Origin of the sequence: Pseudomonas sp. S3(2024) (assembly GCF_036861315.1) — a bacterium.
Taxonomy (GTDB): Bacteria; Pseudomonadota; Gammaproteobacteria; order Pseudomonadales; family Pseudomonadaceae; genus Aquipseudomonas; species Aquipseudomonas putida_A.
This window is the reverse complement of the sequence record NZ_JAZAQQ010000013.1, coordinates 1-23,520: the sequence shown is the minus strand read 5'-3', so window position 1 is coordinate 23,520 and position 23,520 is coordinate 1. Positions and strand designations below refer to the sequence as shown.

Genomic DNA, 23,520 nt, shown 5'->3' with positions numbered 1-23,520 from the left:
ATTTTTGGTCACCAGCATTCAGAGATAAAACAAAGCCCGCAATCAGCGGGCTTTTGAGTGATGACGTGTGGCTTGAGTCAGCCAGCGGCGCTGTCCATTCGCACCGCGCCGCGACGGTTCTGTCCGAACGCCATGACGCAGTTACGCCCGGCGCCCTTGGCACTGTATAACGCTTGGTCGGCGGACTTGAGGACTTCTTCCGGCGTCCGTTGCTCGACGCGCTCGGCGACGCCGATACTGACCGTGACCGAGACACTGGAAGCACCGCTGCCGCTACGACGCTGACGACCTTGCTGATCGTCCTGCGGACGGCTCTCCTGATTGCGCAACTGGATGTTGTAGGAGGCAATCGACTCGCGAATCACCTCCAGGTGCGGCATGCACTCCTCGAGGGTTTTGCCCGCAAACACCAAGGCGAATTCCTCACCTCCATAGCGATATGCCCTACCGCCACCGCTGATTTTCGACAGCTTGCTGGCGACCAGCCGTAGCACTTGGTCACCGACGTCGTGACCGTGGGTGTCGTTGAATTTCTTGAAGTGATCGACGTCGCTCATCGCCAGCACATAGTTGCGCCCCAGGCGCTGCATCCGTTCATTGAGCGCACGACGCCCCGGCAGACCGGTGAGTTCATCGCGGAAGGCCATTTGATAGGCCTCATGCGCCACGGCAGCGGCAATCATCAGCATCACCTGACTGCACATGATGTTCAGGGTGAACGGCAGGATGAAAGTTTTCGGCAGCATCCAGAACACCCCGAGCAACCCGACCAGCTGCGCCGCGTGCAGTGGACGCGGATTGCGCCAGTATTGCCAGGCCAGCAACAGGAATGCCGAGAGGAATACCGGATAGGACATCTGGATCAGGCTCATCCAGGCGCCGTGCAGCGCCGGCCAGCGGATTTCCGAGAGCCACATCAGCAGCGCCTGCGGATAACTTTGTTCAAGCCCCAGAGCAACACTGCCAAAGGCCAGCAACACGGCGAAGCGCGCGACCATGTCCTGAAACAGATGGGTACGTTCCTGCCACGCCGCGAACAGCCCGAACAGCAACGGCAACAGCAGACAGACCAGGTGAAACACCACGGCGGCGTCTTCGCGCACCTTGCCATTGTCGCGGTAATAGTCGGTCTGGGTGTCGAGCAAGAAGTAGGCGATGTACACCGTGAGCATCAGAAACAGCTCGCGCTGACGTCGGTAAACCGCACAGTAAGCGCCGCCCAACAGCAGAACCAGGGTCGGCAACACGTTGAACAGCGAAGTGAAGAACACGTTGAGGTCTTTGACGTACGCAGCCGCCAACCCCGCGAGCAACAACAGCAGTGAAGGTAGGAAATGGCTGAAACGTACAGCGGAAGAACGCGGCAAGGGTAAAGCTCCGACCCGTCATATCAAAGAGATGTCATTGTGCCTGCAATGTGGCCAGTTAAGCACACACAATGTGATCCAGATCACACGCAGTCTCTTTAACGGCAGAAAACCCGGGTTTCTGAGCGATTCGGAAACAAAAAAACCGCTGCCCCCGAGGGAGCAGCGGTTTTCGTCAGACCGCGTTGAGGCTTAGTAGCCCAGGGCGAAGTCTTCTTCTTTCATGTCCATCAGGTTGTTGGCGCCCGACAGCATGGTGGCCACGTGGGTACGGGTACGTGGCAGGATTCGCTGGAAGTAGAAGCGCGCGGTTTGCAGCTTGGCGGTGTAGAACGCGGCGTCGCCGGTGCCTTCTGCCAGCTTCTCGGCGGCCAGACGTGCCATGTCGGCCCAGAAGTAGGCCAGGCAGGCGTAACCGGAGTACATCAGGTAGTCCACGGAGGCCGCGCCGACTTCTTCGCGATCTTTCATGGCAGCCATACCGACCTTCATGGTCAGCTCGCCCCATTCCTTGTTCAGTGCAGCCAGCGGTGCAACGAACTCTTTGACGGCTTCGTTGCCTTCGTTGTTCTGGCAGAACTTGTGGACGATCTTGGTGAAGCCTTTCAGAGCCTCGCCTTGAGTCATCAGCACTTTACGGCCCAGCAGGTCGAGTGCCTGGATACCGGTGGTGCCTTCGTACAGCATCGAAATGCGGCTGTCGCGAACGTTCTGCTCCATGCCCCACTCGGCGATGAAGCCGTGGCCACCGTAGATCTGCACGCCGTGGTTGGCGGCTTCGAAACCGACTTCGGTCATGAACGCCTTGGCGATCGGCGTCATGAACGCCAGCAGTGCGTCGGCCTTCTTCTTCTCTTCTTCGTCGACGCCGTATTTGACGATGTCGACCTGTTTGGCGGTGAAGTACACCATCGCACGGTTGCCTTCGGCGAAGGCCTTCATGGTCAGCAGCATGCGACGTACGTCAGGGTGCACGATGATCGGGTCAGCGGCCTTGTCCGGCGCTTTAGGGCCAGTCAGGGAGCGCATTTGCAGACGATCGCGAGCGTATTTCAGGCCACCCTGGAAGCCGATCTCTGCGTGGGCCAGACCTTGCAGCGCGGTACCCAGACGTGCGGTGTTCATGAAGGTGAACATGCAGTTCAGGCCTTTGTTCGCCGGGCCGATCAGGAAACCGGTGGCACCGTCGAAGTTCATCACGCAAGTGGCGTTGCCGTGGATGCCCATCTTGTGTTCCAGCGAACCGCAGCTCACTGCGTTGCGCGCACCGAGGGTGCCATCGGCGTTCGGCAGGAATTTTGGAACGATGAACAGGGAAATGCCTTTGGTGCCAGCCGGAGCGTCCGGCAGGCGGGCCAGTACGATGTGGACGATGTTGTCGGCCATGTCGTGTTCACCGGCCGAGATGAAGATCTTGGTCCCGGAAACCTTGTAGGAGCCATCAGCCTGAGGCTCGGCCTTGGTGCGCAGCATGCCCAGGTCGGTGCCGCAGTGCGGTTCGGTCAGGCACATGGTGCCGGTCCATTCGCCGGAAACCAGTTTGGTCAAATAGGCTTCTTGCTGCTCAGGGGTACCGTGCTCGGAGATGGTGTTCATCGCGCCGTGCGACAAGCCTGGGTACATGCCCCACGACCAGTTGGCTTCACCGACCATTTCGCTCACAGCCAGACCCAGCGACTCTGGAAGGCCTTGACCGCCGTGCTCGACGTCGTGCGCCAGACTTGGCCAGCCGCCTTCGACGAATTGCTTGTAGGCCTCTTTAAAGCCAGTCGGGGTTTTCACACCGGACTCGCTCCAGGTGCAGCCTTCAAGGTCGCCCACGCGGTTCAGCGGTGCCAGTACCTGCTCACAAAACTTGGCGCCTTCTTCAAGAATGGCGTCAACCATGTCCGGCGTTGCTTCGGAGCAAGCTGGAAGGCTCTGATAGTGCGCTTCGTAGCCGAGCAGTTCGTCACGAACGAAGCGAATATCACGCAAGGGGGCCTTGTAGTCAGGCATAGCGATAAACCTCTGCTGATGTAACCGGGAATGAACGACCGCGTTGATTTGTTGTGACGGTCAAACAGTTGTTTGAAACATACGTTTACGCCGAAATCTTGTCAAGCGTCGATCTTTTGCCGTTCGTCATGACTTTTTTCAAATGCCGGACACGGCAAACCGCCATGAACTGCAAAGCGTCACGGGCAATGAAAAAAGATTAGTTGAGAGAGAAGGACTTACAACGAAAAACGCCGCGACAAGACGCGGCGTTCGGCAGGCAGGAGGCGCGAAAAGTCAGGCAAACGTATCGATGATCGTACCGAGCATTTCATCGGAAGCCTTGGCGACCTTGGTGCCCAGCTCTACCTGAAACTTGCCCTGGGCCATTTCGGCCATGGCGCTGCCCGGATCCATTTGCTGACTGCGGTCGATACCGCGCAGACGATCGACCTGCGCTTCGGAAGACTGGCTGGTGACCGAACGCTCGATGGTGTTGTTGGCGATCTGGCTGGCCGCCTGATCGACACGGTTCTGACCGGTCTGAATCGTGCTCAAACCCGCATAAAAAGCTGTGTTACCGGAGATTTCCATGGGAGCTCTCATCCTTGGGAAGGATCAATGGTTGCCATTGAAGCAGAGGCGCCAGAAAAACACCCGTCAAAAATACTGATGGCACAGTGCCTTGTCATAGCCAAAAACATTAATCCAGCAGATCGAGTTGCAGATGATCAGCCACCGCCTCGGCGCTAAGCGACTTCAGTTTCGGTACCCGCCCCAGACACGGCGCGGGAATCCGCTCGGCCAGCGTCGCCAGATTCTCTTCCAGACGCGAGGTTTTCGGATCGATGATATTGGCCACCCAACCGGCCAGCTGCAGGCCATCGCGGGCAATCGCCTCGGCCGTCAGCAAGGCATGACTGATGCAGCCCAGGCGCACACCCACCACCAGAATCACCGGCAGCTTCAACGCGATGGCCAGATCCGACAGATTGTCCTGATCGGCCAACGGCACCCGCCAGCCACCCGCCCCTTCGATCAAGGTGAAATCGGCATTCAGCGCCAGAATTTCGCGCATCGGCGCCAGCAACGATTGCACAGTCAGCGAGACGCCGGCCTCACGCGCTGCCAGATGCGGCGCGATGGCCGGCTCGAATGCCACCGGATTGACCTGTTGATAAGTCAGCGGCACCGAACACTCGGCGAGCAACGCCAGCGCATCGGCATTGCGCAACCCCTTGGGGGTGACCTCGCAGCCCGAGGCAACCGGTTTTCCCGCCGCCGTACTCAGCCCTGCCGAGCGCGCAGCATGCAGCAACCCGGCAGCCACGGTGGTCTTGCCGACATCGGTGTCAGTCCCGGTGATGAAATAGGCTGCGCTCATAAGGGTTTCTCCAACACGGCGTAGACCACCTGGTAAGTCGCCGGCAATCCCTGTGCCTGACGGAACTGCTCGTAAGCCTCGACCAGACCGAGAATCCGCGCGCGTCCGGTCAAGCCACCCGGCCGACCGGGGTTCAGATTGTGCGCGCCGAGTGCCTTGAGTTCGTGAGTCAGGCTGCGCACATCCGGGTAGTGCAACACATGCGCCTGATTCTGCAGACTCACCGTACGCAAGCCACTTTCGGCACACAACTGCTCATACCGGGCGAATTCGCGGAAGCGGTTGACGTGCACCAGACCATCGACCTGCCGCCAGCTGTCGCGCAACTCGTACAACGTCCCTACACAAAGACTAGCAAACGCAAAAATCCCACCGGGTTTCAGTACGCGAAAAGCCTCACTGAGCACCGATTCGAAGTCCGCACACCACTGCACCGCAAGGCTGGAAAAGATCAGCTCACAGGTTGAATCCTGCAACGGCAGACGTTCCGCATCACCCGCGATGAAGTGCTGCGCGCCGCCCAATGGTCGTGCGTGATTGAGCATGCCCTCGGCGATATCCAGCGCCAGCCCCTGACCTTCGACATATCGCTCGGCCAATGCGCGAGTGAAATAGCCGGTGCCGCAGCCCAGATCCAGCCAGGTTGACGGCAGAAAACTTGCCGGCAAACGCTGCAGCAACTGTGAACCGACGTCGCGCTGCAACTCGGCAACGCTGTCGTAGCTGGCCGCCGCACGGGAGAAAGAGGCCGCGACCTGGCGCTTGTCAGGCAAGCCGCCAGGCAGCGCAACAAGAGACAAATCAGTCATCACCGCACTCGTGTAGAAAAGCCTGGATCGCACCCGCCACGCCATGGGGGTCTTCCAGAAGAAATGCATGACTGGCCTGTTCGATCAGACCAATTTCGATATCCGGCAACAGCGCAAACAACGCCCCCGCCGCTTCCGCAGGCACCAGGCCGTCCTGCCCGGCGAACAGGTGCAATTGCGGGCCGCGAAACGCCTGCAACGCTTCCCGGGTATCCAGCTGTGCGAGCAATTCCAGCCCGGCCATCAAGATCTCGGCCGCCGCATTCGGCGCACCGCCGAGCAGCAGCCGCGACATGCCGCGCGGGTCTTGCGCGCCTTGGGCACACAACAACGAGAACCGTTTGAGGGTCATCCGCGGGTCGGTCTGGCAGCTGGCGAGAAATGCATCGAACGTCTCGCCCGGCATCGCACTCGGCCAATGCTCATGGGCGACAAATGAAGGATTGCTCGCCAGCGTCAGCAGCCCGCAGCAACGCTCGCCGCGCCGTGCTGCCAGTTCAGAGGCAAGCATGCCGCCCAGCGACCAACCGCCCAGCCAAACGTCCTGAGGAATACGTTCATCGAGTTCGTCGAGCCAGTCCCGCAAGTCGCTGGAATCGAGCTGCGGCAACGGCTCGATCTCGACATGCAGATGCTCGTCAAGCCCTTGCAAAGCGGCGGCCAGAGGCTCCAGCGGCGAAACACCGAGGCCCCAGCCGGGCAGCAGAATCAGGCGATCACGCATGGCTTGGCTCCGGCGGCAGTTGGGCAAAGCAATCGGCCAGTCCTTCTAACAATAGCTGCACCTGCGCTTCGCTGTGAGCGGCGGTCAGGGTCACGCGCAGGCGTGCACTTCCTGCCGGGACGGTAGGCGGACGGATTGCCGTGACCATCAAGCCGCGTTCGCGCAGCATCTGCGACAGGCGCACGGCGCGACCGGCGTCGCCGATCAGGATCGGCTGGATCGGGGTGAAGCTGTCCATCAGCTGCAGACCGATCTGCTCGGCCCCTCGACGAAATTGGCGGATCAGCAGGTTAAGGTGCTCACGTCGCCAATGCTCGCTGCGCAGTAATTCCAGACTTTTCAGCGTCGCACAGGCCAACGCCGGTGGCTGGCTGGTGGTGTAGATGTAGGGCCGGGCGAACTGGATCAGGCTTTCGATCAGCTCTTCACTGCCGGCGACAAACGCACCGGCGGTGCCGAACGCCTTGCCGAGGGTGCCGACCAGCACCGGCACATCGTCCTGACTCAAGCCGAAATGCTCGACGATCCCGCCGCCATTGGCACCGAGCGGGCCGAAGCCATGGGCATCATCAACCATCAGCCACGCGCCTTTGGCCTTGGCCTCGCGTGCCAGCGCTGGCAGATCGGCGAGATCGCCGTCCATGCTGAACACGCCGTCGGTGACCACCAGCGTGTTGCCGGTGGCTTTCTCCAGGCGCTTGGCCAGGCTGTCGGTGTCATTGTGCAGATAACGATTGAAACGCGCGCCGGACAACAGACCAGCATCGAGCAACGACGCGTGGTTAAGGCGATCTTCCAGCACCGTATCGCCCTGCCCGACCAGTGCCGTGACCGCACCGAGGTTGGCCATGTAGCCAGTGGTGAACAGCAACGCACGCGGCCGGCCGGTGAGGTCAGCCAGTGCTTCTTCCAGTGCGTGATGCGCGCCGCTGTGGCCGATCACCAGATGCGACGCTCCGCCACCGACGCCCCAGCGCTCGGCACCGGCGCGCCAGGCTTCGATCACCTGCGGGTGATTGGCCAGTCCGAGATAGTCGTTGTTGCAGAACGCCAGCAACGGCTGGCCGTCGACCACCACTTCAGGCCCTTGCGGGGACTCGAGCAACGGACGCTGGCGGTAGAGATTTTCGGCACGGCGGGCAGCAAGGCGTGCGGCGAGATCGAAAGACATGCAGGCCTCGACTTTCAAGTGACACAGATTCCCTGTGGGAGCGGGCTTGCTCGCGAAGGCGGTCTGACATTCAACGGTAATGTCGACTGCACTGACGCTTTCGCGAGCAAGCCCGCTCCCACAGGGGTTTTGCATTCCTTCAGAGAAATCCGCGCAGGTTTAGACCGCCGCGTTATAGAACTGCTCGCTGCTCTTCTGCTCCACCAGCGCCTGCTCGATCGCGGCCTGATGCACTTCATCGGCATGCTCTTCGCGCGCTTCAGGCTGAATGCCCAGGCGCGCGAACAGTTGCATGTCCTTGTCGGCCTGCGGGTTGGCGGTGGTCAGCAGTTTGTCGCCGTAGAAAATCGAGTTGGCACCGGCGAAGAACGCCAACGCCTGCATCTGCTCGTTCATCGCTTCGCGGCCGGCGGACAGGCGCACATGGGATTGCGGCATGAGGATGCGCGCCACGGCGAGCATGCGGATGAAGTCGAACGGATCGACGTCATCGGCGTTTTCCAGCGGCGTGCCGGCGACTTTCACCAGCATGTTGATCGGCACCGATTCCGGATGCTCCGGCAGGTTGGCCAACTGGATCAGCAGGTTGGCGCGGTCGTCCAGCGACTCGCCCATGCCGAGAATGCCGCCGGAGCAGATCTTCATCCCCGACTCACGCACGTAGGCCAGCGTCTGCAAGCGTTCGCTGTAGGTGCGGGTGGTGATGATGCTGCCGTAGAACTCAGGCGAGGTGTCGAGGTTGTGGTTGTAGTAATCGAGGCCAGCCTTGGCCAGCGCTTCGGTTTGTTCCTGATCGAGACGACCGAGAGTCATGCAGGTTTCCAGACCCATGGCTTTCACGCCTTCGACCATCTTCAGCACATACGGCATGTCTTTGGCCGACGGGTGCTTCCACGCGGCCCCCATGCAGAAACGGGTCGAGCCGATGGCCTTGGCGCGGGCAGCCTCTTCGAGGACTTTCTGCACTTCCATCAGCTTTTCTTTTTCCAGGCCGGTGTTGTAGTGACCGGACTGTGGGCAGTACTTGCAGTCTTCCGGGCAGGCACCGGTCTTGATCGACAGCAGCGTGGAAACCTGCACGCGATTGGCGTTGAAATGTGCACGGTGCACCGTCTGCGCCTGGAACAGCAAGTCGTTGAATGGCTGTACGAAGAGCGCTTTGACTTCGGCTAAAGACCAGTCGTGACGCAGGGTGGCAGAGGTGCTGGCGCTCATGGGCAGTTCCTTGGTTATGCTTGGCTGGCGGCTGTGGGAACGGAATACCCACAGGCGCGACACGGATGTTCGGCATATTTAAGGAAGAGTCATGCACTGTCAACCACGAGACGAAGCACAGGTTTACATCTGTTTAAAAAACGTACAAAGCTGTTTGTTGTGCGATGAACCCGCAGAAGCAGAAGTGCCAATCTGCGTCGCCTGCGAAACCGATCTGCCCTGGCTCGGCGACCATTGCCAGACCTGCGCCTTGCCGCTGCCCAGCGCTGGCCTGACCTGCGGCGGATGCCTGCTAGAGCCGCCGGCGTTCGAACAGGTAGTCGTGCCGTGGCGCTATGACTTCCCGGTGGACAGTTTGATTACGCGTTTTAAACACAACGCGAAATGGCCGTTTGGCCACTTGCTCGCCGATGTTGCCGGACAGTACCTGCAACATCGCTTCGATGAGGGATTGCCACGACCCGACGTGTTGCTGCCGGTGCCACTGGCGAGCAAACGTCTGCGTCAACGCGGGTTCAATCAAGCGGCGATGCTGGGCCGATGGTTGAGCCAACAGCTGGATCTGCCTTTTGAGGAACATGCTCTGCGGCGGATCCACGACACCAGCGCCCAGCAGGATCTCGACGCCAAGGCGCGCAAGCGCAATTTGCGTTACGCCTTCGCCCTGGCCCCTGACGCAAAGGTGAAAGGTCGGCACTTCGCGTTGATTGATGACGTGCTGACCACCGGCGCCACGGCCCAGGCACTGGCGCGACTGCTGCGGGATGCGGGCGCTGCAAGAGTCGACGTCTATTGTCTGGCCCGCACGCCAAAACCCGGAAACTGAAACCGACACAATCCCTTGTAGGAGTGAGCCTGCTCGCGATAGCGCAATTACTGCCAACATTGATGCTGACTGTTCCACCGCCATCGCGAGCAGGCTCACTCCTACAAGAGCACTGTGTTTGGCTTGACTGATGCGTCGCAAGCCGCCAACTTCACTCTCCACCGCCACCGTGAAAAAGCACCCATCCATGTCCCTGCCCACCCTGCTCTCCCAGCACATCGTCCGCCGTCCGCAGCGCATCGCCCTGCTGCAACACATTGCCGAACAGGGCTCGATCACCCGCGCCGCAAAAAGCGCCGGGCTGAGTTACAAGGCCGCTTGGGATGCGATCGATGAGCTGAACAACCTGGCGCAGAAACCGCTGGTGGAACGTGCGGTCGGCGGCAAGGGCGGCGGCGGCGCCAGATTGTCCAGCGAAGGCGAACGGGTGTTGCGTCTGTATCAAAAGCTGCAAGCTTTACAGGCACAGGTGCTGGAGGCCGCTGAGGACGCCAGCGATCTGGATCTGCTCGGGCGATTGATGCTCAGAACCAGCGCGCGCAACCAGCTGCACGGCAAAGTCGTGGCCATCGAGGGTCAGGGCCGCAACGACCTGATTCGCCTCGAACTGGCCGAAGGCCTGTGGATCAACGCGCAGATCACCCACGACAGCACCGTGCACCTGGAACTGCAACCGGGCACTGAAGTGGTGGCCTTGATCAAGGCTGGCTGGCTTGAACTACTGCCCCCGGAGCAAGTTGCAACATCTGGACACAATCTTCTGAGCGGCACCATCGAAGCCATTCTCGATGCCGAGGACGGCCCCAGCGAAGTGCGCATCGCCCTGCCCAACGGCCAGACGCTCTGCGCTCTGGCGGAGCCGCTGCAACTTCGCACCCGCGGGCTGAGTGTCGAGCACCCGGTGCAGGTGCAGTTCTCGCCGTCCAATGTGCTGATCGGCACGCCGCTGTAATCAGGCGCTGCAACGAAAGCGTAATCGACGCTCATTAAGGTGGCTGCCAAAACCAAGCAGGGAGCCTGATGTGAGCCTATTAGAAGAAAACCAATCGACTGATCTGGAAAAAATGGTCGGCCTCAGCCGTCGCGGTTTCATCAGCGCCGGGGCACTGTGCGGCGCCGTCATGTTCCTCGGCGGCAACCTGCTGAGCCGCAGCGCGCTGGCCACCGGCATCAGCGCCGGCAACAGCCGCCTGCTCGGTTTCGAGAGCATTCCCGCCGCGACCACCGACGTCATCAGCCTGCCCAAGGGCTACAAATCATCGGTGCTGATCAGTTGGGGTCAGCCATTGCACAAGAACGGCCCGGCGTTCGACCCGAGCGGCAATGGCACCGCCGCCGCCCAGGAAGTGCAATTCGGCGACAACAACGACGGCATGAGCCTGTTCGAATTCCCCGACGACCGAAACCGTGCGTTGATGGCGATCAACAACGAATACACCAATTATCGCTACCTCTACCCGCACGGCGGCATGCCGCAGTCGGCCGAAGACGTGCGCAAGGCGCTGGCCTGTGAAGGTGTGTCGGTGATCGAAGTGCAGCGCAGGAACGGCCAATGGCAGTTCGTCCAGGGCTCGCGCTACAACCGCCGCATCCACGGCAACTCGCCGCTGCGCATCAGTGGCCCGGCGGCTGGTCATGAGCTGATGAAGACGGCCGCCGACAAGCACGGCAAAAAAGTCCTCGGCACCTTTCAGAACTGCGCCAACGGCAAGACGCCGTGGGGCACCTACCTGACCTGTGAAGAGAACTTCACCGACTGTTTCGGCAGCAGCAACGCTCAGCAGCAGTTCGACCCGGCGCAGAAGCGCTACGGCGTGTCAGCCGCCAGCCGTGAGATCAACTGGCACCCGTTCGACCCGCGTTTCGACATGGCCAAAAATCCCAACGAACTCAACCGTCACGGCTGGGTGGTCGAGATCGATCCGTTCGATCCGCAATCGACCCCGGTCAAGCGCACCGCCCTCGGCCGCTTCAAGCACGAAAACGCCGCACTGGCCGAGACCGATGACGGTCGCGCCGTGGTTTACATGGGCGACGACGAGCGTGGCGAGTTCATCTACAAGTTTGTCAGTCGCGACCGCATCAACCATCGCAATGCGAAAGCCAACCGCGACATCCTCGACCACGGCACCCTTTACGTGGCGAAGTTCGACGCCGGTGACGGCAACCCGGATCACCCGAAAGGCCAGGGCCAGTGGATCGAACTGACTCACGGCAAGAACGGCATCGACGCCAGCAGCGGTTTCGCCGATCAGGCCGAAGTGCTGATCCACGCCCGCCTCGCCGCCAGTGTGGTCGGCGCCACGCGCATGGACCGCCCCGAATGGATCGTGGTCAGCCCGAAGGACGGCCAGGTTTATTGCACCCTGACCAACAACGCCAAGCGCGGCGAAGACGGGCAGCCGGTCGGCGGGCCGAACCCGCGCGAGAAGAACGTCTACGGGCAAATCCTGCGCTGGCGCACCGACCGCGACGATCACGCGTCGAAGACGTTTGCCTGGGATCTCTTTGTGGTCGCCGGCAACCCGGGTGTACACGCCGGCACGCCGAAGGGCGGCTCGTCGAACATCACCCCGCAGAACATGTTCAACAGCCCGGACGGTTTGGGCTTCGACAAGGCCGGGCGCTTGTGGATTCTCACAGATGGCGATTCGAGCAACGCCGGGGACTTTGCCGGGATGGGCAACAACCAGATGCTCTGTGCCGATCCGAAGACCGGCGAGATTCGTCGCTTCATGGTCGGGCCGATTGGCTGTGAAGTGACCGGGATCAGTTTTTCGCCGGATCAGAAAACCCTGTTTGTCGGGATTCAACATCCAGGCGAAAACGGTGGTTCGACCTTCCCCGAGCATCTGCCCAATGGCAAGCCACGCTCTTCGGTGATGGCGATTACCCGTGAGGATGGCGGGATCGTCGGCGCCTGATTGGCCCTCATCGCGAGCAGGCTCACTCCTACAAGGAAATGCGTTCCAACTGTAGGAGTGAGCCTGCTCGCGATGGCGTCAGCACAGACACCAACCAACTCCCCCGCTGCCATCTGCGCTACCATGCTGGGCCGGACGCGGCAGCCTGCTGCGCGCAGGAGTCAGCATGGCCCACCCGTTTGAAACCCTCACACCCGATCTCGTACTCGATGCCGTCGAAAGCATCGGGTTTCTCAGTGATGCGCGCATTCTGGCGCTCAACAGCTACGAGAACCGCGTCTATCAGGTCGGCATCGAAGACTCCGAACCGCTGATCGCCAAGTTCTACCGTCCGCAACGCTGGACCAACGAAGCCATTCTCGAAGAACACCAGTTCACCTTCGAACTGGCCGACGTCGAAATCCCGGTGGTGGCGCCGCTGATCCACAACGGCCAGACCCTGCACGAACACGCCGGTTTCCGTTTCACCCTGTTTCCGCGTCGCGGCGGCCGTGCGCCGGAGCCGGGCAATCTCGATCAGTTGTATCGTCTCGGCCAGTTGCTCGGGCGGATTCATGCGGTCGGCGCGACCAAGCCGTTCGAACACCGTGAAGCACTGGGCGTACAGAACTTCGGCCACGCCTCGCTGGCGACGTTGCTTGAAGGCAATTTCATCCCCAAGAGCCTGCTGCCGGCCTACGAGTCAGTGGCCCGCGACCTGCTCAAGCGGGTCGAAGACGTCTACGCCGCCACGCCGCACCAGAACATCCGCATGCATGGAGACTGTCACCCCGGCAACATGATGTGCCGCGATGAAATGTTCCACATTGTCGACCTCGACGACTGCCGCATGGGCCCGGCCGTGCAGGACATCTGGATGATGCTCGCCGGCGACCGTCAGGAATGCCTCGGCCAACTGTCGGAGCTGATGGACGGCTACAACGAATTCCATGACTTCGATCCCCGCGAACTGGCGCTGATCGAACCGCTGCGCGCCCTGCGCCTGATGCACTACAGCGCCTGGCTGGCACGACGCTGGGACGACCCGGCGTTCCCGCACAGCTTTCCGTGGTTTGGTACGGAACGGTATTGGGGCGATCAGGTGCTGGCGCTGCGTGAACAGTTGTCGGCGCTTAACGAAGAACCCCTGAAACTGTTCTGACCCACCACCGCCTCTGTAGGAGTGAGCCTGCTCGCGATAGCGTTTTATCAGTCGACGTAAATGTTGAATGTCAGACCGCTATCGCGAGCAGGCTCACTCCTACAGGGTTCTGTGTTCACACTTTTCTGACCAATCAGCTCAGGCATTCGTCGACAAATCTCCTTACAATCCCTGCTTTGTCAGCTGCCTAAGCAAGGATTCTGCATGCAAGCCGCCAACCCGCGTCGCGGGTACATTCTGGGCCTGAGTGCCTACATCATCTGGGGCCTGTTCCCGATCTACTTCAAGGCCATCGCCGAAGTCCCTGCTGTCGAGATCATCATTCACCGCGTGTTGTGGTCGGCGCTGTTCGGCGCACTGTTGCTGATGGTGTGGAAGCATCCGGGCTGGTTACGCGAGTTGCTCGACAACCCCAAGCGTCTGGCGATCCTCGCCCTGAGCGGCACCCTGATCGCGGCCAACTGGCTGACCTACGTATGGTCGGTGAACAACGGGCGCATGCTCGAAGCGAGCCTCGGTTACTACATCAACCCGCTGGTCAACGTGCTGCTGGGGATGCTGATTCTCGGCGAACGCCTGCGGCGCATGCAGTGGATCGCGGTGGGGCTGGCGGCCGTTGGCGTGGCGCAGCAGGTGTGGCAGGTCGGCAGTCTGCCGTGGGTCTCGCTGGTGCTGGCGCTGACCTTCGGCTTTTACGGCTTGATCCGCAAACAGGCGCCGGTCAAGGCCTTGCCGGGGCTGGTGGTGGAAACCTGGATGCTGGTGCCAATTGCCGTGGCCTGGTTGTTGTTCAACCAGACCGCCACCAGCGCACAACCGGAGTTCTGGACCACCTCGCAAGCCTGGTGGCTGGTCGCGGCGGGTCCTGTGACGCTCATCCCGCTGGTGTGTTTCAACGCTGCCACCCGTCATCTGTCCTACACCACCATCGGTTTCCTCCAGTACACCGCGCCAACCCTGGTGCTGCTGCAGGCGGTGCTGTTGTTTGGTGAGCACTTGTCGTCGAGCACGCTAATCGCGTTCATCTTCATCTGGGCCGGTCTGGCCGTTTACAGCGTCGATGCGGTGATCAGTTTGCGTCGGCGCAGTTGATCAAAAAACGCACAAAGCTTCGCAGGCCACGGTTCTCGTGGCCTGCAACGTTCCTTCCCAAGGTTATCCACAGCGTGATCCCCGCCGTTTGTGCGCAAGTCACTGAATGCTGGCGGTTTTTTGATCAGCATGCTGCAAGCCACGGCAGACGTGGCGTTGCGCCCGGTCTCTACAGGTTATCCACAGGCAGGTGCACGTTAAAACTGGATAACCTCGACGGCGCTTAAAGATCTGTGCGTAACACCAGTTCGACCATCAGATCATCGGCCAGGGTTTCCAGGCGCGATTGCAGCACATCCAGCGACAGGGTCAGCGGCACCGCCAGAATCGCTTCGGCGTGGAATAACGGCTCGCTGCTCATCGGTGCCGGGCGCACTTCGGTCACCAGCCGCTCGAGGTTCACCCCCTGCTCACTCAGCAAACGGGTGATGTCGCGCACGATGCCCGGGCGGTCATTGCCCACCAACTCCATGGCGATCGGTTTCCAGGTGCAGGACTGCTCGATGCCACTCTCGGCGATCAGCACGCGAATGCCTTGGACCGACAGTGCTTGTAAGGAATCGACTAATTCGTCGTAAGCCTCCGCCGGCACGCCCACCCGCAGAATCCCGGCGAACTGCCCGGCCATCCGTGACATGCGGCTTTCCAGCCAGTTGCCGCCGTGCTCGGCGATGCATTGGGCGATGCGCTCGACCTGCCCGGGCTTGTCCGGAGCAAACACAGTGAGTACGAGATGGTCCATGGCGCCGCCCTCTTGTCATGACTTTTGTTATAGAAAGGCAAGTATAGGCAAGCACCGACATTCAGCCGCCATGCTCAAGTGAACAACACTTGTGGCGAGGGAGCTTGCTCCCGCTGGCGGCCGCAGGACGCCCTCTTCAGTCAGTAATATCTTTCGCGGATGCTTCGCACCCGAGCGGGAGCAAGCTCCCTCGCCACAAACGCGGGCTCATCGAAGCTGAATGGAAGCCACACAGTATTTATGTGTACAACTTTTTATATTTAGCTGGAACAATCCGATGGTTTTTTGAGAACATCCCGTTCCGCGATGTGACCGCAATGCGTCATGAGGTCGCAGAACGACGTTATTAGTCTGATTTTCACAAGCGCAACGCATCATGTAGTATGCCTCGGCGCGCACTACATAACGCTGGATCGATGTCTGCCCAAGGCATGTTCGCAACCCTGAAAGCCCCGTCAGCAAGGCCCCCAAGCCGTTGATTGGTCCCAGCCCAGCCGCCAGCAATGGCATGTACTGGTCGGAAGGTTTGTGGTTTAAATGGCCAGAGGCTTCATTGTCAAAATTGAAGAGCTGAAAAGCGAAATAGCTGAGCAGAGTGAGGCAAGCAATGACTGAACACGTTCAAGTCGGTGGCCTGCAGGTCGCCAAAGTCCTGTTCGACTTCGTGAACAACGAAGCCATTCCCGGTACCGGCCTCACCGCCGAAAAATTCTGGGAAGGTGCCGACAAGGTCATTCATGACCTGGCGCCGAAGAACAAAGCCCTACTCGCCAAACGCGATGACTTCCAGGCTCGCCTTGATGCCTGGCACCAGGAACATGCCGGCCAGGCGCACGACGCCGTGGCTTACAAAGCCTTCCTGCAAGAAATCGGTTATCTGCTGCCAGAAGCGGCTGATTTCCAGGCAACGACGCAAAACGTCGATGATGAAATCGCCCGCACCGCCGGCCCGCAACTCGTGGTGCCGGTGATGAACGCCCGCTTCGCCCTCAACGCCTCGAACGCCCGCTGGGGTTCGCTGTACGACGCCCTCTACGGCACCGACGCGATCAGCGAAGACGGTGGCGCAGAAAAAGGCAAAGGCTACAACAAGGTGCGTGGCGACAAGGTCATCGCCTTCGCCCGTGCGTTCCTCGACGAAGCGGCGCCATTGGCCGCTGGCTCCCATGTCGATTCCACCGGTTACAAGATCGCTGACGGCAAACTGCTGGTCTCCCTCAAGGGCGGCAGCAACACCGGCCTGCGTGACGATGCTCAGTTGGTCGGCTTTCAGGGCGACGCCAATGCCCCGATCGCGATCCTGCTGAAGAACCACGGCCTGCATTTCGAAATCCAGATCGACGCCAGCACCCCGGTCGGCCAGACCGATGCCGCCGGCGTCAAAGACATCCTGATGGAAGCGGCACTGACCACCATCATGGACTGCGAAGACTCCGTGGCTGCCGTCGATGCCGACGACAAAGTGGTGATCTACCGCAACTGGCTCGGCCTGATGAAGGGCGACCTGTCCGAAGAAGTCGCCAAGGGCGGCCAGACCTTCACCCGCACCATGAATCCGGATCGCACCTACACCAAGGTCGATGGCAGTGAACTGACCCTGCACGGTCGCTCGCTGCTGTTCGTGCGTAACGTCGGTCACCTGATGACCATCGACGCGATCCTGGACAAGGACGGCAACGAAGTGCCGGAAGGCATACTCGACGGTTTGGTGACCTGTCTGGCGGCGATGCACAACCTCAACGGCAACACCTCGCGCAAGAACACTCGCACCGGCTCGGTCTACATCGTCAAACCGAAGATGCACGGCCCGGAAGAAGCGGCGTTCACCAACGAGTTGTTCGGTCGCATCGAAGATGTGCTGGGCCTCAAGCGCAACACCCTGAAAGTCGGGATCATGGACGAGGAGCGCCGCACCACGGTCAACCTCAAGGCCTGCATCAAGGCGGCCAGTGAGCGCGTGGTGTTCATCAACACCGGTTTCCTCGACCGTACCGGCGACGAAATCCACACCTCCATGGAAGCCGGCCCGATGGTGCGCAAGGCCGACATGAAGGCCGAAAAGTGGATCGGCGCCTACGAAAACTGGAACGTCGATATCGGTCTGAGCACCGGCCTGCAAGGTCGTGCGCAAATCGGTAAAGGCATGTGGGCGATGCCCGACCTGATGGCAGCGATGCTCGAACAGAAAATCGCTCACCCGCTGGCCGGCGCCAACACCGCCTGGGTACCGTCGCCGACTGCGGCTGCGCTGCACGCGCTGCATTACCACAAGGTCGACGTGTTCGCCCGTCAGGCCGAACTGGCCAAGCGTGCCCGTGCTTCGGTGGACGACATCCTGACCATTCCGCTGGCGGTCAACCCGAGCTGGACCCCGGAGCAGATCAAGAACGAACTGGACAACAACGCCCAGGGCATTCTCGGTTACGTGGTGCGCTGGATCGACCAGGGCGTGGGTTGTTCGAAAGTGCCGGACATCAATGACGTCGGCCTGATGGAAGACCGTGCGACGCTGCGCATCTCCAGCCAGCACATCGCCAACTGGCTGCGCCACGGTATCGTCACCGAAGCGCAAGTGATGGAAAGCCTCAAGCGCATGGCGCCAGTGGTCGACCGGCAAAACGCCAACGACCCCCTGTACCGTCCGCTGGCACCGAACTTCGACAGCAACATCGCCTTCCAGGCGGCGGTCGAACTGGTGATCGAAGGCACCAAACAGCCGAACGGCTACACCGAGCCGGTGTTGCACCGTCGTCGTCGCGAGTTCAAGAAGGCCAACGGCCTGTAAGTTTGCGCTGCTGTGAAAAAGCCCTGGTCGAGAGATCAGGGCTTTTTTGTTGGCCGATAAAAATCTCCGGACCACTGGAGATCCATTGTGGGAGCGGGCTTGCTCGCGAAGACGGACTCACATTCAACATTAATTTCGACAGAAAGGACGCATTCGCGAGCAAGCCCGCTCCCACAGGGGGGGCGGTGTCGCTTGAGAGTCAGGGCTCGATGCCCAATTCGTGTTTGACCAGGCCCAGCAACTTGGCCGTATCAATCGGCTTGAGCAGAAAATCCACCACGCTCAGGTGCATCGCGGCGATGGCGTCTTTCACATCGGCATCGCCCGAAACAATGATGATCGGCAACGCCGCCCGCTCCGACTCACGCACCTGCCGAATCAAATCCAGCCCACCGACATTGCCCATACGCAAATCAGTGATCACCAGCCCGATCGAAGGTTTTTCGTCGAGCATCTTCAGCGCGGTTTCACCGCTGGCCGCGGTCATGCAACGAATGCCATCCAACGCGAGTATCTCCGACAACAGCTCCCGCGCGTCCTTGTCGTCATCGACGATCAGTACACGCTGCGGCGGCAAGTCGGGTTCGAGCATTACTGCGCTGAGCGCTTCACGCTCGGCGTCGCTCAAAATATCGTGGTCGGACATGGCATTCTCTACGTTTTCAATTCAGTCACCTGGCACAGTCGTCAGACATCGCTAAGCAGAGCTTCAATGTGCACTTCGTCGGATTTTTTTCCAAGTGGCTGGCGGAGGAATTTCCGACTGTTTTTGTAGGGCACTTCCCAAATGTGCCGAGCGGCAGCTCAAACCTAGACTTACGTCCAATGGGCACCCCGCGCGCAGGGGCCGACCATGGCTGCAACGATCCGACAACAACAATTCAAAAAAGACTGCGGTAATGGTTATGAGTAAAGCGGACGCCTTCACCCAGGCAGGGAAAACCGCGGTGTTGCAGAACATTCAGGGCACCCTGCAATTCCTCCAGCGCTTCCCGCCCTTCAATCAGATGGAACACGCCCACCTGGCTTTTCTGGTGGAACAATGTCAGCTGCGCTTCTATGGCCAGGGCGAAAGCATCATCAAGCCCGCCGACGGGCCGGTCGAATATTTCTACATCGTCAAACAGGGCCGAGTGGTCGGCGAACGCCAGCACATCACCCGGCCCGGCACCGAAACCACCTTCGAGATCACCACCGGCGAATGCTTCCCGTTGGCTGCGCTGATTGGCGAACGGGCGACCCGCACTGAGCATCTGGCCAGCGAAGACACCTTCTGCCTGCAACTGAACAAACCGGCGTTCATCAAGCTGTTCGCCCTGTCCAACAGCTTCCGCGATTTCGCTTTGCGCGGGGTCAGCAGCCTGCTCGATCAGGTCAACCAGCAAGTCCAGCAAAAAGCCGTGGAAACCCTCGGCACCCAGTATTCGCTCAACACCCGCCTCGGCGAATTAGCGATGCGCCATCCGGTCACCTGCAGTCCGGACACGCCACTGCGCGAAGCGGTGAAGCTGATGCACGAGCAACAGGTCGGCAGCATCGTCGCGGTGGATGAACACAAGGCGCCGCTGGGGATTTTCACCCTGCGTGATCTGCGCGAAGTGGTCGCCAATGGCAGCGGTGATTTCAGCGAAACCATCGAGCGCCACATGACCTGTTCGCCGTTCTTCCTGTCGCCGGATCACAGCGCCTTTGACGCGGCGATTGCCATGACCGAACGGCACATCGCCCACGTCTGTCTGGTCAAGGATCAGCGCCTGTGTGGCGTGGTTTCCGAGCGTGATCTGTTCTCGCTGCAAAGGGTCGATCTGGTGCATCTGGCCCGGACCATCCGCAGTGCCCAGCGCCTTGAGCAACTGGTGAGCCTGCGCGGCGAGATCGGCCAACTGGTCGAACGCATGCTCGCCCACGGTGCGTCCTCGACGCAGATCACCCACATCATCACCCTGCTGAACGATCACACCGTGTGCCGGGTGATCGAACTGACCCTCGCCGAAAAAGGCGACCCCGGCGTGCCGTTCAGCTGGCTGTGTTTCGGCAGCGAGGGCCGGCGCGAACAGACGCTGCACACCGATCAGGACAACGGCATTCTGTTCGAAGCGCGGGACGCGGCGCATGCGGCGGAGATTCGCGGCAAGCTGCTGCCGATCGCCCAGCAGATCAACCAGAGCCTGGCGCAGTGCGGCTTCAGCCTGTGCAAGGGCAACATCATGGCCGGCAACCCTGAGCTGTGCCTGTCCCGAGCAGAATGGGCGCGGCGCTTTGCAGCATTTATCCGCGAGGCGACACCGGAGAACCTGCTCGGTTCGAGTATCTATTTCGACCTGCGGGTGGTGTGGGGCGACGAGAAAGGCTGCGCGCAACTGCGCCGGGGGATTCTCGATCAGGTCGGCGACAACCGTTTGTTCCAGCGCATGCTGGCCGAGAACGCCCTGCGCAATCGTCCGCCAGTGGGGCGTTTCCGCGAGTTTGTGCTGGCGCGCAAAAACGGCGAGAAAGCCACCCTCGACCTCAAGGTTCAGGGCCTGACGCCCTTCGTCGACGGCGCACGCCTGTTGGCGCTGGCGCATGGCATCGAAACCAACAACACTCTGGAGCGCCTGCGTCAGCTGGTCGAGAAAGAAGTCATCGAACGGCTCGACGGCGCGGCATATGAAGAGGCTTACCACTTCATCCAGCAGACGCGCATGCAGCAACACCAGATCCAGACCCGTGAGAATCAGCCCTGGTCGAACCGGGTCGACCCGGACAGCCTCAATCATCTGGACCGGCGCATCCTGCGTGAATCCCTGCGCCAGGCCCAGCGCCTGCAGAGCAGCCTGGCTCTGCGGTATCAGCTATGAGCCTGTTCTCGTGGCTGCGGCCGGCCAGCCCTCTGCTGTCGGCAGACCTGCAACAACGTCTGGCAAAACTGCCGGCGATCAGCGAACTGAAAGAATGCAGCCTGCGCGAGCAGCGTTGGGTGGTGCTCGATCTGGAAACCACCGGGTTGAACCTGAACAAGGATCGCGTGCTGTCGATCGGCGCGGTGGTGATCGAAGACGGCGCAATCGACTTCAGCCAGCAGTTCGAGCGTACCCTGCAATGTCGGGAGCTGAAACTCAGCCCGAGCGTGTTGATTCATGGCCTGGGGCCGAATGCGATTGCCGCCGGCAGCGACCCGGCCGAGGCGTTGCTGGAGCTCTTGGAGTTCATCGGCGACAGCCCGGTGCTGGCGTTTCATGCGCCCTTCGATCAGCACATGCTCGGGCGCGCATTGAAAGAACACTTGGGTTACAAGCTGCATAACGTGTTTCTGGATGTCGCGGACATGGCGCCGTTGTTGTGCCCACAGGCGAATATTCGCGAGGCCGGCCTGGATGAATGGATCGACTGGTTCAGGCTTGAGGTGTTCGAGCGGCATAACGCGAGTGCCGATGCGCTGGCCACGGCAGAGCTGGCGTTGATTCTGTTCAGCCGGGCGCGGCAGCAGCAGATTCATAGTCCGCTGAATCTGCAGCAGCGCTTGAGTCAATGGAAACGCCGACAGCAGGCGCCGTCCTTCTAGATTTTCGGTGCCGGTACTGGCCTCTTCGCGAGCAAGCCCGCTCCCACAATGGAATGCATTCCCCCTGTGGGAGCGGGCTTGCTCGCGAAGAACGATGATGCGGTCTTGCTCATACCACCCGACCAGTGGCCAATTGCTAACCATTCCCACCTCTGCGAGAATCGCGAACAATTCTCGTTGGTTAACATTTCCCAATCGGTGCGTCTGGTGTCGTCAGTCCCAAGCCCTCACAGTGAACTCGTCGGTGCGTTGTATCGCGACCATCGCGGTTGGCTGCTGAGCTGGTTGCGGCGCAATGTGGCTTGCCCGCAACGGGCCGAAGACCTGAGCCAGGACACCTTCGTCCGTCTGCTCGGTCGCGAGCAACTGCTGACGCCGCGCGAACCCCGGGCGTTTCTGGTGGCGATCGCCAAGGGCCTGTTGTTCGATTACTTCCGCCGCGCCGCGCTGGAGCAGGCCTATCTCGCCGAATTGATGCTGATCCCCGAAGGCGAACAGCCTTCGGTGGAAGAACAGCAACTGATCCTCGAAGACCTCAAGGCCATCGACCGCCTGCTCGGCAAACTGTCGACCAAGGCCCGCGCCGCTTTTATGTATAACCGCCTCGACGGCCTCGGCCACGCCGAAATCGCCGAGAAGCTTGGCGTCTCAGTGCCCCGCGTGCGGCAGTACCTCGCGCAAGGCATTCGCCAGTGCTATATCGCCCTGTACGGTGAGCCGACATGAATCCGGCCAGTTCCAAACCGGTCTCGGCTCAGGTGCTGGACGCGGCGATTGCCTGGCAGTTGTCGCTGGATTCCGGCAGTCCGCTGGAGCGCGAAGAGTTCGCCAAGTGGCACGCGGCCCATGAAGAACACGCCCGCGCCTGGCGCCAACTGGGCATGCTCGATCAGCGCTTCAGCGTCGCCAACGGCCCGGCCCGCGCAGCCTTGCTGCAATCGCGCGAAGGCATTCGACGCCGTGTGCGCAAGCTCGGCAGCGGATTGGCCAGCGTGGTGGCGCTCGTCGGTCTGGCGTTGTTTGCCGGTGATCGCTACTTGCCGCTGGATTACTGGCTCGCCGATCAACGCACCGCCACCGGTGAGCAGCGCACGGTGCGGCTGGCCGATGGCACCGTGCTCAATCTCAACACCCACAGCGCGGTGGATGTGCGTTTCGATGCCAGGCAGCGGCTGATCGTGTTGCAGGCAGGCGAGATCATGGTCGAGACCGGCCATGGCGATGCGCGGCCGTTCATTGTCGAAACCCGCGAAGGCAGCATGCGCGCGTTGGGCACGCGGTTTCTGGTCAAGCGTGAAGACCAAGGCACACGCTTGAGCGTGTTGCAGTCGGCGGTGGCGGCGCATCCGCAAAGTCATCCTGAAGAGCAGATCCTGCGCGAAGGCCAGCAAGTGCTGATCCGCAATGACGGCCTCGACACGGTCGCCGCGCTCACGCCCGGCGCCGATGCCTGGACCCGCGGCATGCTGGTGGTGGACAACGCGCGACTGGAAGACCTGGTGCATGAACTGGGTCGTTATCGCCGAGGGCATCTGGGCGTCGCGCCGGAAGTCGCTGACCTGCGCATCACCGGCAGTTTCCCGCTGCACGACACCGACAAGGCCTTGAGTGCGCTGCTGCCGACCCTGCCGGTGCAGATCGAGCGGCATACACCGTATTGGGTCACGGTGGCGAAGGCTGATACCAAGCCTTAAAAAATTCGTTGTCAGGGAAATAGCTATCGCGAGCAGGCTGTAGTGGTTCAGTTTTTTTAAACCACTCCGTAGGAGTATTAGGCCGCCTGCTGCTCAAACAGCGCAGGCGGCAATTGGTTCGAGGC

Annotated in this window: 20 protein-coding genes; 10 read left to right on the top strand and 10 right to left on the bottom strand. The window is 60.8% G+C overall.

Annotated elements, in window-relative coordinates; all coding sequences use genetic code 11:
• Positions 1–77 precede the first annotated feature (77 nt).
• The 8 genes from VLA07_RS24430 to bioB all read right to left on the bottom strand — a co-directional run bounded on the left by VLA07_RS24430 (position 78) and on the right by bioB (position 8,647).
• Entirely contained in the window at positions 78–1,367 is a 1,290-nt protein-coding gene (locus VLA07_RS24430; RefSeq protein ID WP_098965935.1) for a GGDEF domain-containing protein, read from the bottom strand.
• A 192-nt stretch (positions 1,368–1,559) separates the two neighbouring features.
• Entirely contained in the window at positions 1,560–3,365 is a 1,806-nt protein-coding gene (locus tag VLA07_RS24425) for a phenylacyl-CoA dehydrogenase (protein ID WP_027610694.1), read from the bottom strand.
• Positions 3,366–3,641: 276 nt separating this feature from the next.
• Entirely contained in the window at positions 3,642–3,938 is a 297-nt protein-coding gene (locus tag VLA07_RS24420) for a hypothetical protein (RefSeq protein WP_003228898.1), read from the bottom strand.
• Between the two features lie 109 nt (positions 3,939–4,047).
• Entirely contained in the window at positions 4,048–4,728 is a 681-nt protein-coding gene (bioD, locus tag VLA07_RS24415; RefSeq protein ID WP_333991995.1) for a dethiobiotin synthase, read from the bottom strand.
• Positions 4,725–5,537 (bottom strand): malonyl-ACP O-methyltransferase BioC, encoded by an 813-nt coding sequence (bioC, locus tag VLA07_RS24410; RefSeq protein ID WP_115986034.1) that lies wholly within the window; start codon positions 5,535–5,537, stop codon positions 4,725–4,727. The genes bioD and bioC overlap by 4 nt, the downstream gene beginning before the upstream one ends.
• Complete coding sequence (locus VLA07_RS24405) at positions 5,530–6,261, bottom strand: alpha/beta fold hydrolase (RefSeq protein ID WP_333991992.1); 732 nt, start codon at positions 6,259–6,261, stop codon at positions 5,530–5,532. The genes bioC and VLA07_RS24405 overlap by 8 nt, the downstream gene beginning before the upstream one ends.
• Positions 6,254–7,432 (bottom strand): 8-amino-7-oxononanoate synthase, encoded by a 1,179-nt coding sequence (gene bioF / locus VLA07_RS24400; RefSeq protein WP_333991991.1) that lies wholly within the window; start codon positions 7,430–7,432, stop codon positions 6,254–6,256. Before bioF ends, VLA07_RS24405 begins: the two co-directional genes overlap by 8 nt.
• A 159-nt stretch (positions 7,433–7,591) precedes the next feature.
• Positions 7,592–8,647: a biotin synthase BioB gene (gene bioB, locus VLA07_RS24395; RefSeq protein WP_027610689.1), complete on the bottom strand. Its 1,056-nt coding sequence runs from the start codon at positions 8,645–8,647 to the stop codon at positions 7,592–7,594.
• 91 nt (positions 8,648–8,738) lie between these two features.
• Here bioB and VLA07_RS24390 point away from each other — a divergent pair, with 91 nt between their 5' ends.
• From VLA07_RS24390 to rarD, 5 genes are all read left to right on the top strand, one after another.
• Entirely contained in the window at positions 8,739–9,473 is a 735-nt protein-coding gene (locus tag VLA07_RS24390) for a ComF family protein (protein ID WP_333991989.1), read from the top strand.
• 187 nt (positions 9,474–9,660) lie between these two features.
• Entirely contained in the window at positions 9,661–10,425 is a 765-nt protein-coding gene (locus tag VLA07_RS24385) for a TOBE domain-containing protein (RefSeq protein ID WP_333991987.1), read from the top strand.
• Between the two features lie 70 nt (positions 10,426–10,495).
• Positions 10,496–12,397, top strand: coding sequence for a PhoX family protein (locus tag VLA07_RS24380; protein ID WP_333991986.1), 1,902 nt, complete (start codon positions 10,496–10,498; stop codon positions 12,395–12,397).
• A 166-nt stretch (positions 12,398–12,563) separates the two neighbouring features.
• Positions 12,564–13,538, top strand: a complete 975-nt coding sequence (locus tag VLA07_RS24375; protein ID WP_027610685.1) for a serine/threonine protein kinase — start codon at positions 12,564–12,566, stop codon at positions 13,536–13,538.
• A gap of 204 nt (positions 13,539–13,742) precedes the next feature.
• Positions 13,743–14,630: an EamA family transporter RarD gene (gene rarD, locus VLA07_RS24370; protein WP_333991983.1), complete on the top strand. Its 888-nt coding sequence runs from the start codon at positions 13,743–13,745 to the stop codon at positions 14,628–14,630.
• Between the two features lie 223 nt (positions 14,631–14,853).
• Here the strand turns inward: rarD and VLA07_RS24365 are convergent, their stop codons facing one another.
• Complete coding sequence (locus VLA07_RS24365) at positions 14,854–15,372, bottom strand: glycine cleavage system protein R (protein WP_333991982.1); 519 nt, start codon at positions 15,370–15,372, stop codon at positions 14,854–14,856.
• Between the two features lie 607 nt (positions 15,373–15,979).
• Between VLA07_RS24365 and VLA07_RS24360 the strand changes: the two genes are divergently transcribed.
• A complete protein-coding gene (locus VLA07_RS24360) occupies positions 15,980–18,157 on the top strand; it encodes a malate synthase G (RefSeq protein ID WP_333991980.1) in 2,178 nt (725 codons plus the stop codon).
• 199 nt (positions 18,158–18,356) lie between these two features.
• On the opposite strand, the gene VLA07_RS24355 is transcribed toward VLA07_RS24360, so the two are convergent.
• The gene (locus VLA07_RS24355) at positions 18,357–18,803 is read right to left on the bottom strand and encodes a response regulator (protein ID WP_047596467.1); all 447 of its coding nucleotides are present in this window, start codon (positions 18,801–18,803) and stop codon (positions 18,357–18,359) included.
• A gap of 259 nt (positions 18,804–19,062) precedes the next feature.
• Here VLA07_RS24355 and VLA07_RS24350 point away from each other — a divergent pair, with 259 nt between their 5' ends.
• From VLA07_RS24350 to VLA07_RS24335, 4 genes are all read left to right on the top strand, one after another.
• On the top strand, positions 19,063–20,997 hold the full coding sequence (locus VLA07_RS24350; protein WP_333991978.1) for a putative nucleotidyltransferase substrate binding domain-containing protein: 1,935 nt from the start codon (positions 19,063–19,065) through the stop codon (positions 20,995–20,997).
• The gene (locus tag VLA07_RS24345; protein WP_333991975.1) at positions 20,994–21,701 is read left to right on the top strand and encodes a 3'-5' exonuclease; all 708 of its coding nucleotides are present in this window, start codon (positions 20,994–20,996) and stop codon (positions 21,699–21,701) included. Before VLA07_RS24350 ends, VLA07_RS24345 begins: the two co-directional genes overlap by 4 nt.
• Before the next feature lie 207 nt (positions 21,702–21,908).
• Positions 21,909–22,427, top strand: a complete 519-nt coding sequence (locus VLA07_RS24340; protein WP_333992082.1) for an RNA polymerase sigma factor — start codon at positions 21,909–21,911, stop codon at positions 22,425–22,427.
• Positions 22,424–23,395 carry a FecR domain-containing protein gene (locus tag VLA07_RS24335; protein WP_027610677.1) on the top strand — a complete coding sequence of 324 codons (972 nt, stop codon included), beginning with the start codon at positions 22,424–22,426 and terminating at the stop codon, positions 23,393–23,395. Before VLA07_RS24340 ends, VLA07_RS24335 begins: the two co-directional genes overlap by 4 nt.
• The last annotated feature ends 125 nt before the right edge of the window (positions 23,396–23,520 follow it).

Coding starts and splice junctions, on each gene's coding strand:
- VLA07_RS24335 (WP_027610677.1), top strand. CDS start 22,424: ATGAATCCGGCCAGTTCCAAACCGGTCTCGGCTCAGGTGCTGGACGCG.
- VLA07_RS24350 (WP_333991978.1), top strand. CDS start 19,063: ATGAGTAAAGCGGACGCCTTCACCCAGGCAGGGAAAACCGCGGTGTTG.
- bioB (WP_027610689.1), bottom strand. CDS start 8,647: ATGAGCGCCAGCACCTCTGCCACCCTGCGTCACGACTGGTCTTTAGCC.
- VLA07_RS24385 (WP_333991987.1), top strand. CDS start 9,661: ATGTCCCTGCCCACCCTGCTCTCCCAGCACATCGTCCGCCGTCCGCAG.
- VLA07_RS24420 (WP_003228898.1), bottom strand. CDS start 3,938: ATGGAAATCTCCGGTAACACAGCTTTTTATGCGGGTTTGAGCACGATT.
- VLA07_RS24355 (WP_047596467.1), bottom strand. CDS start 18,803: ATGTCCGACCACGATATTTTGAGCGACGCCGAGCGTGAAGCGCTCAGC.
- rarD (WP_333991983.1), top strand. CDS start 13,743: ATGCAAGCCGCCAACCCGCGTCGCGGGTACATTCTGGGCCTGAGTGCC.
- bioD (WP_333991995.1), bottom strand. CDS start 4,728: ATGAGCGCAGCCTATTTCATCACCGGGACTGACACCGATGTCGGCAAG.
- VLA07_RS24345 (WP_333991975.1), top strand. CDS start 20,994: ATGAGCCTGTTCTCGTGGCTGCGGCCGGCCAGCCCTCTGCTGTCGGCA.
- VLA07_RS24390 (WP_333991989.1), top strand. CDS start 8,739: ATGCACTGTCAACCACGAGACGAAGCACAGGTTTACATCTGTTTAAAA.
- bioF (WP_333991991.1), bottom strand. CDS start 7,432: ATGTCTTTCGATCTCGCCGCACGCCTTGCTGCCCGCCGTGCCGAAAAT.
- VLA07_RS24425 (WP_027610694.1), bottom strand. CDS start 3,365: ATGCCTGACTACAAGGCCCCCTTGCGTGATATTCGCTTCGTTCGTGAC.
- VLA07_RS24360 (WP_333991980.1), top strand. CDS start 15,980: ATGACTGAACACGTTCAAGTCGGTGGCCTGCAGGTCGCCAAAGTCCTG.
- VLA07_RS24405 (WP_333991992.1), bottom strand. CDS start 6,261: ATGCGTGATCGCCTGATTCTGCTGCCCGGCTGGGGCCTCGGTGTTTCG.
- VLA07_RS24365 (WP_333991982.1), bottom strand. CDS start 15,372: ATGGACCATCTCGTACTCACTGTGTTTGCTCCGGACAAGCCCGGGCAG.
- bioC (WP_115986034.1), bottom strand. CDS start 5,537: ATGACTGATTTGTCTCTTGTTGCGCTGCCTGGCGGCTTGCCTGACAAG.
- VLA07_RS24375 (WP_027610685.1), top strand. CDS start 12,564: ATGGCCCACCCGTTTGAAACCCTCACACCCGATCTCGTACTCGATGCC.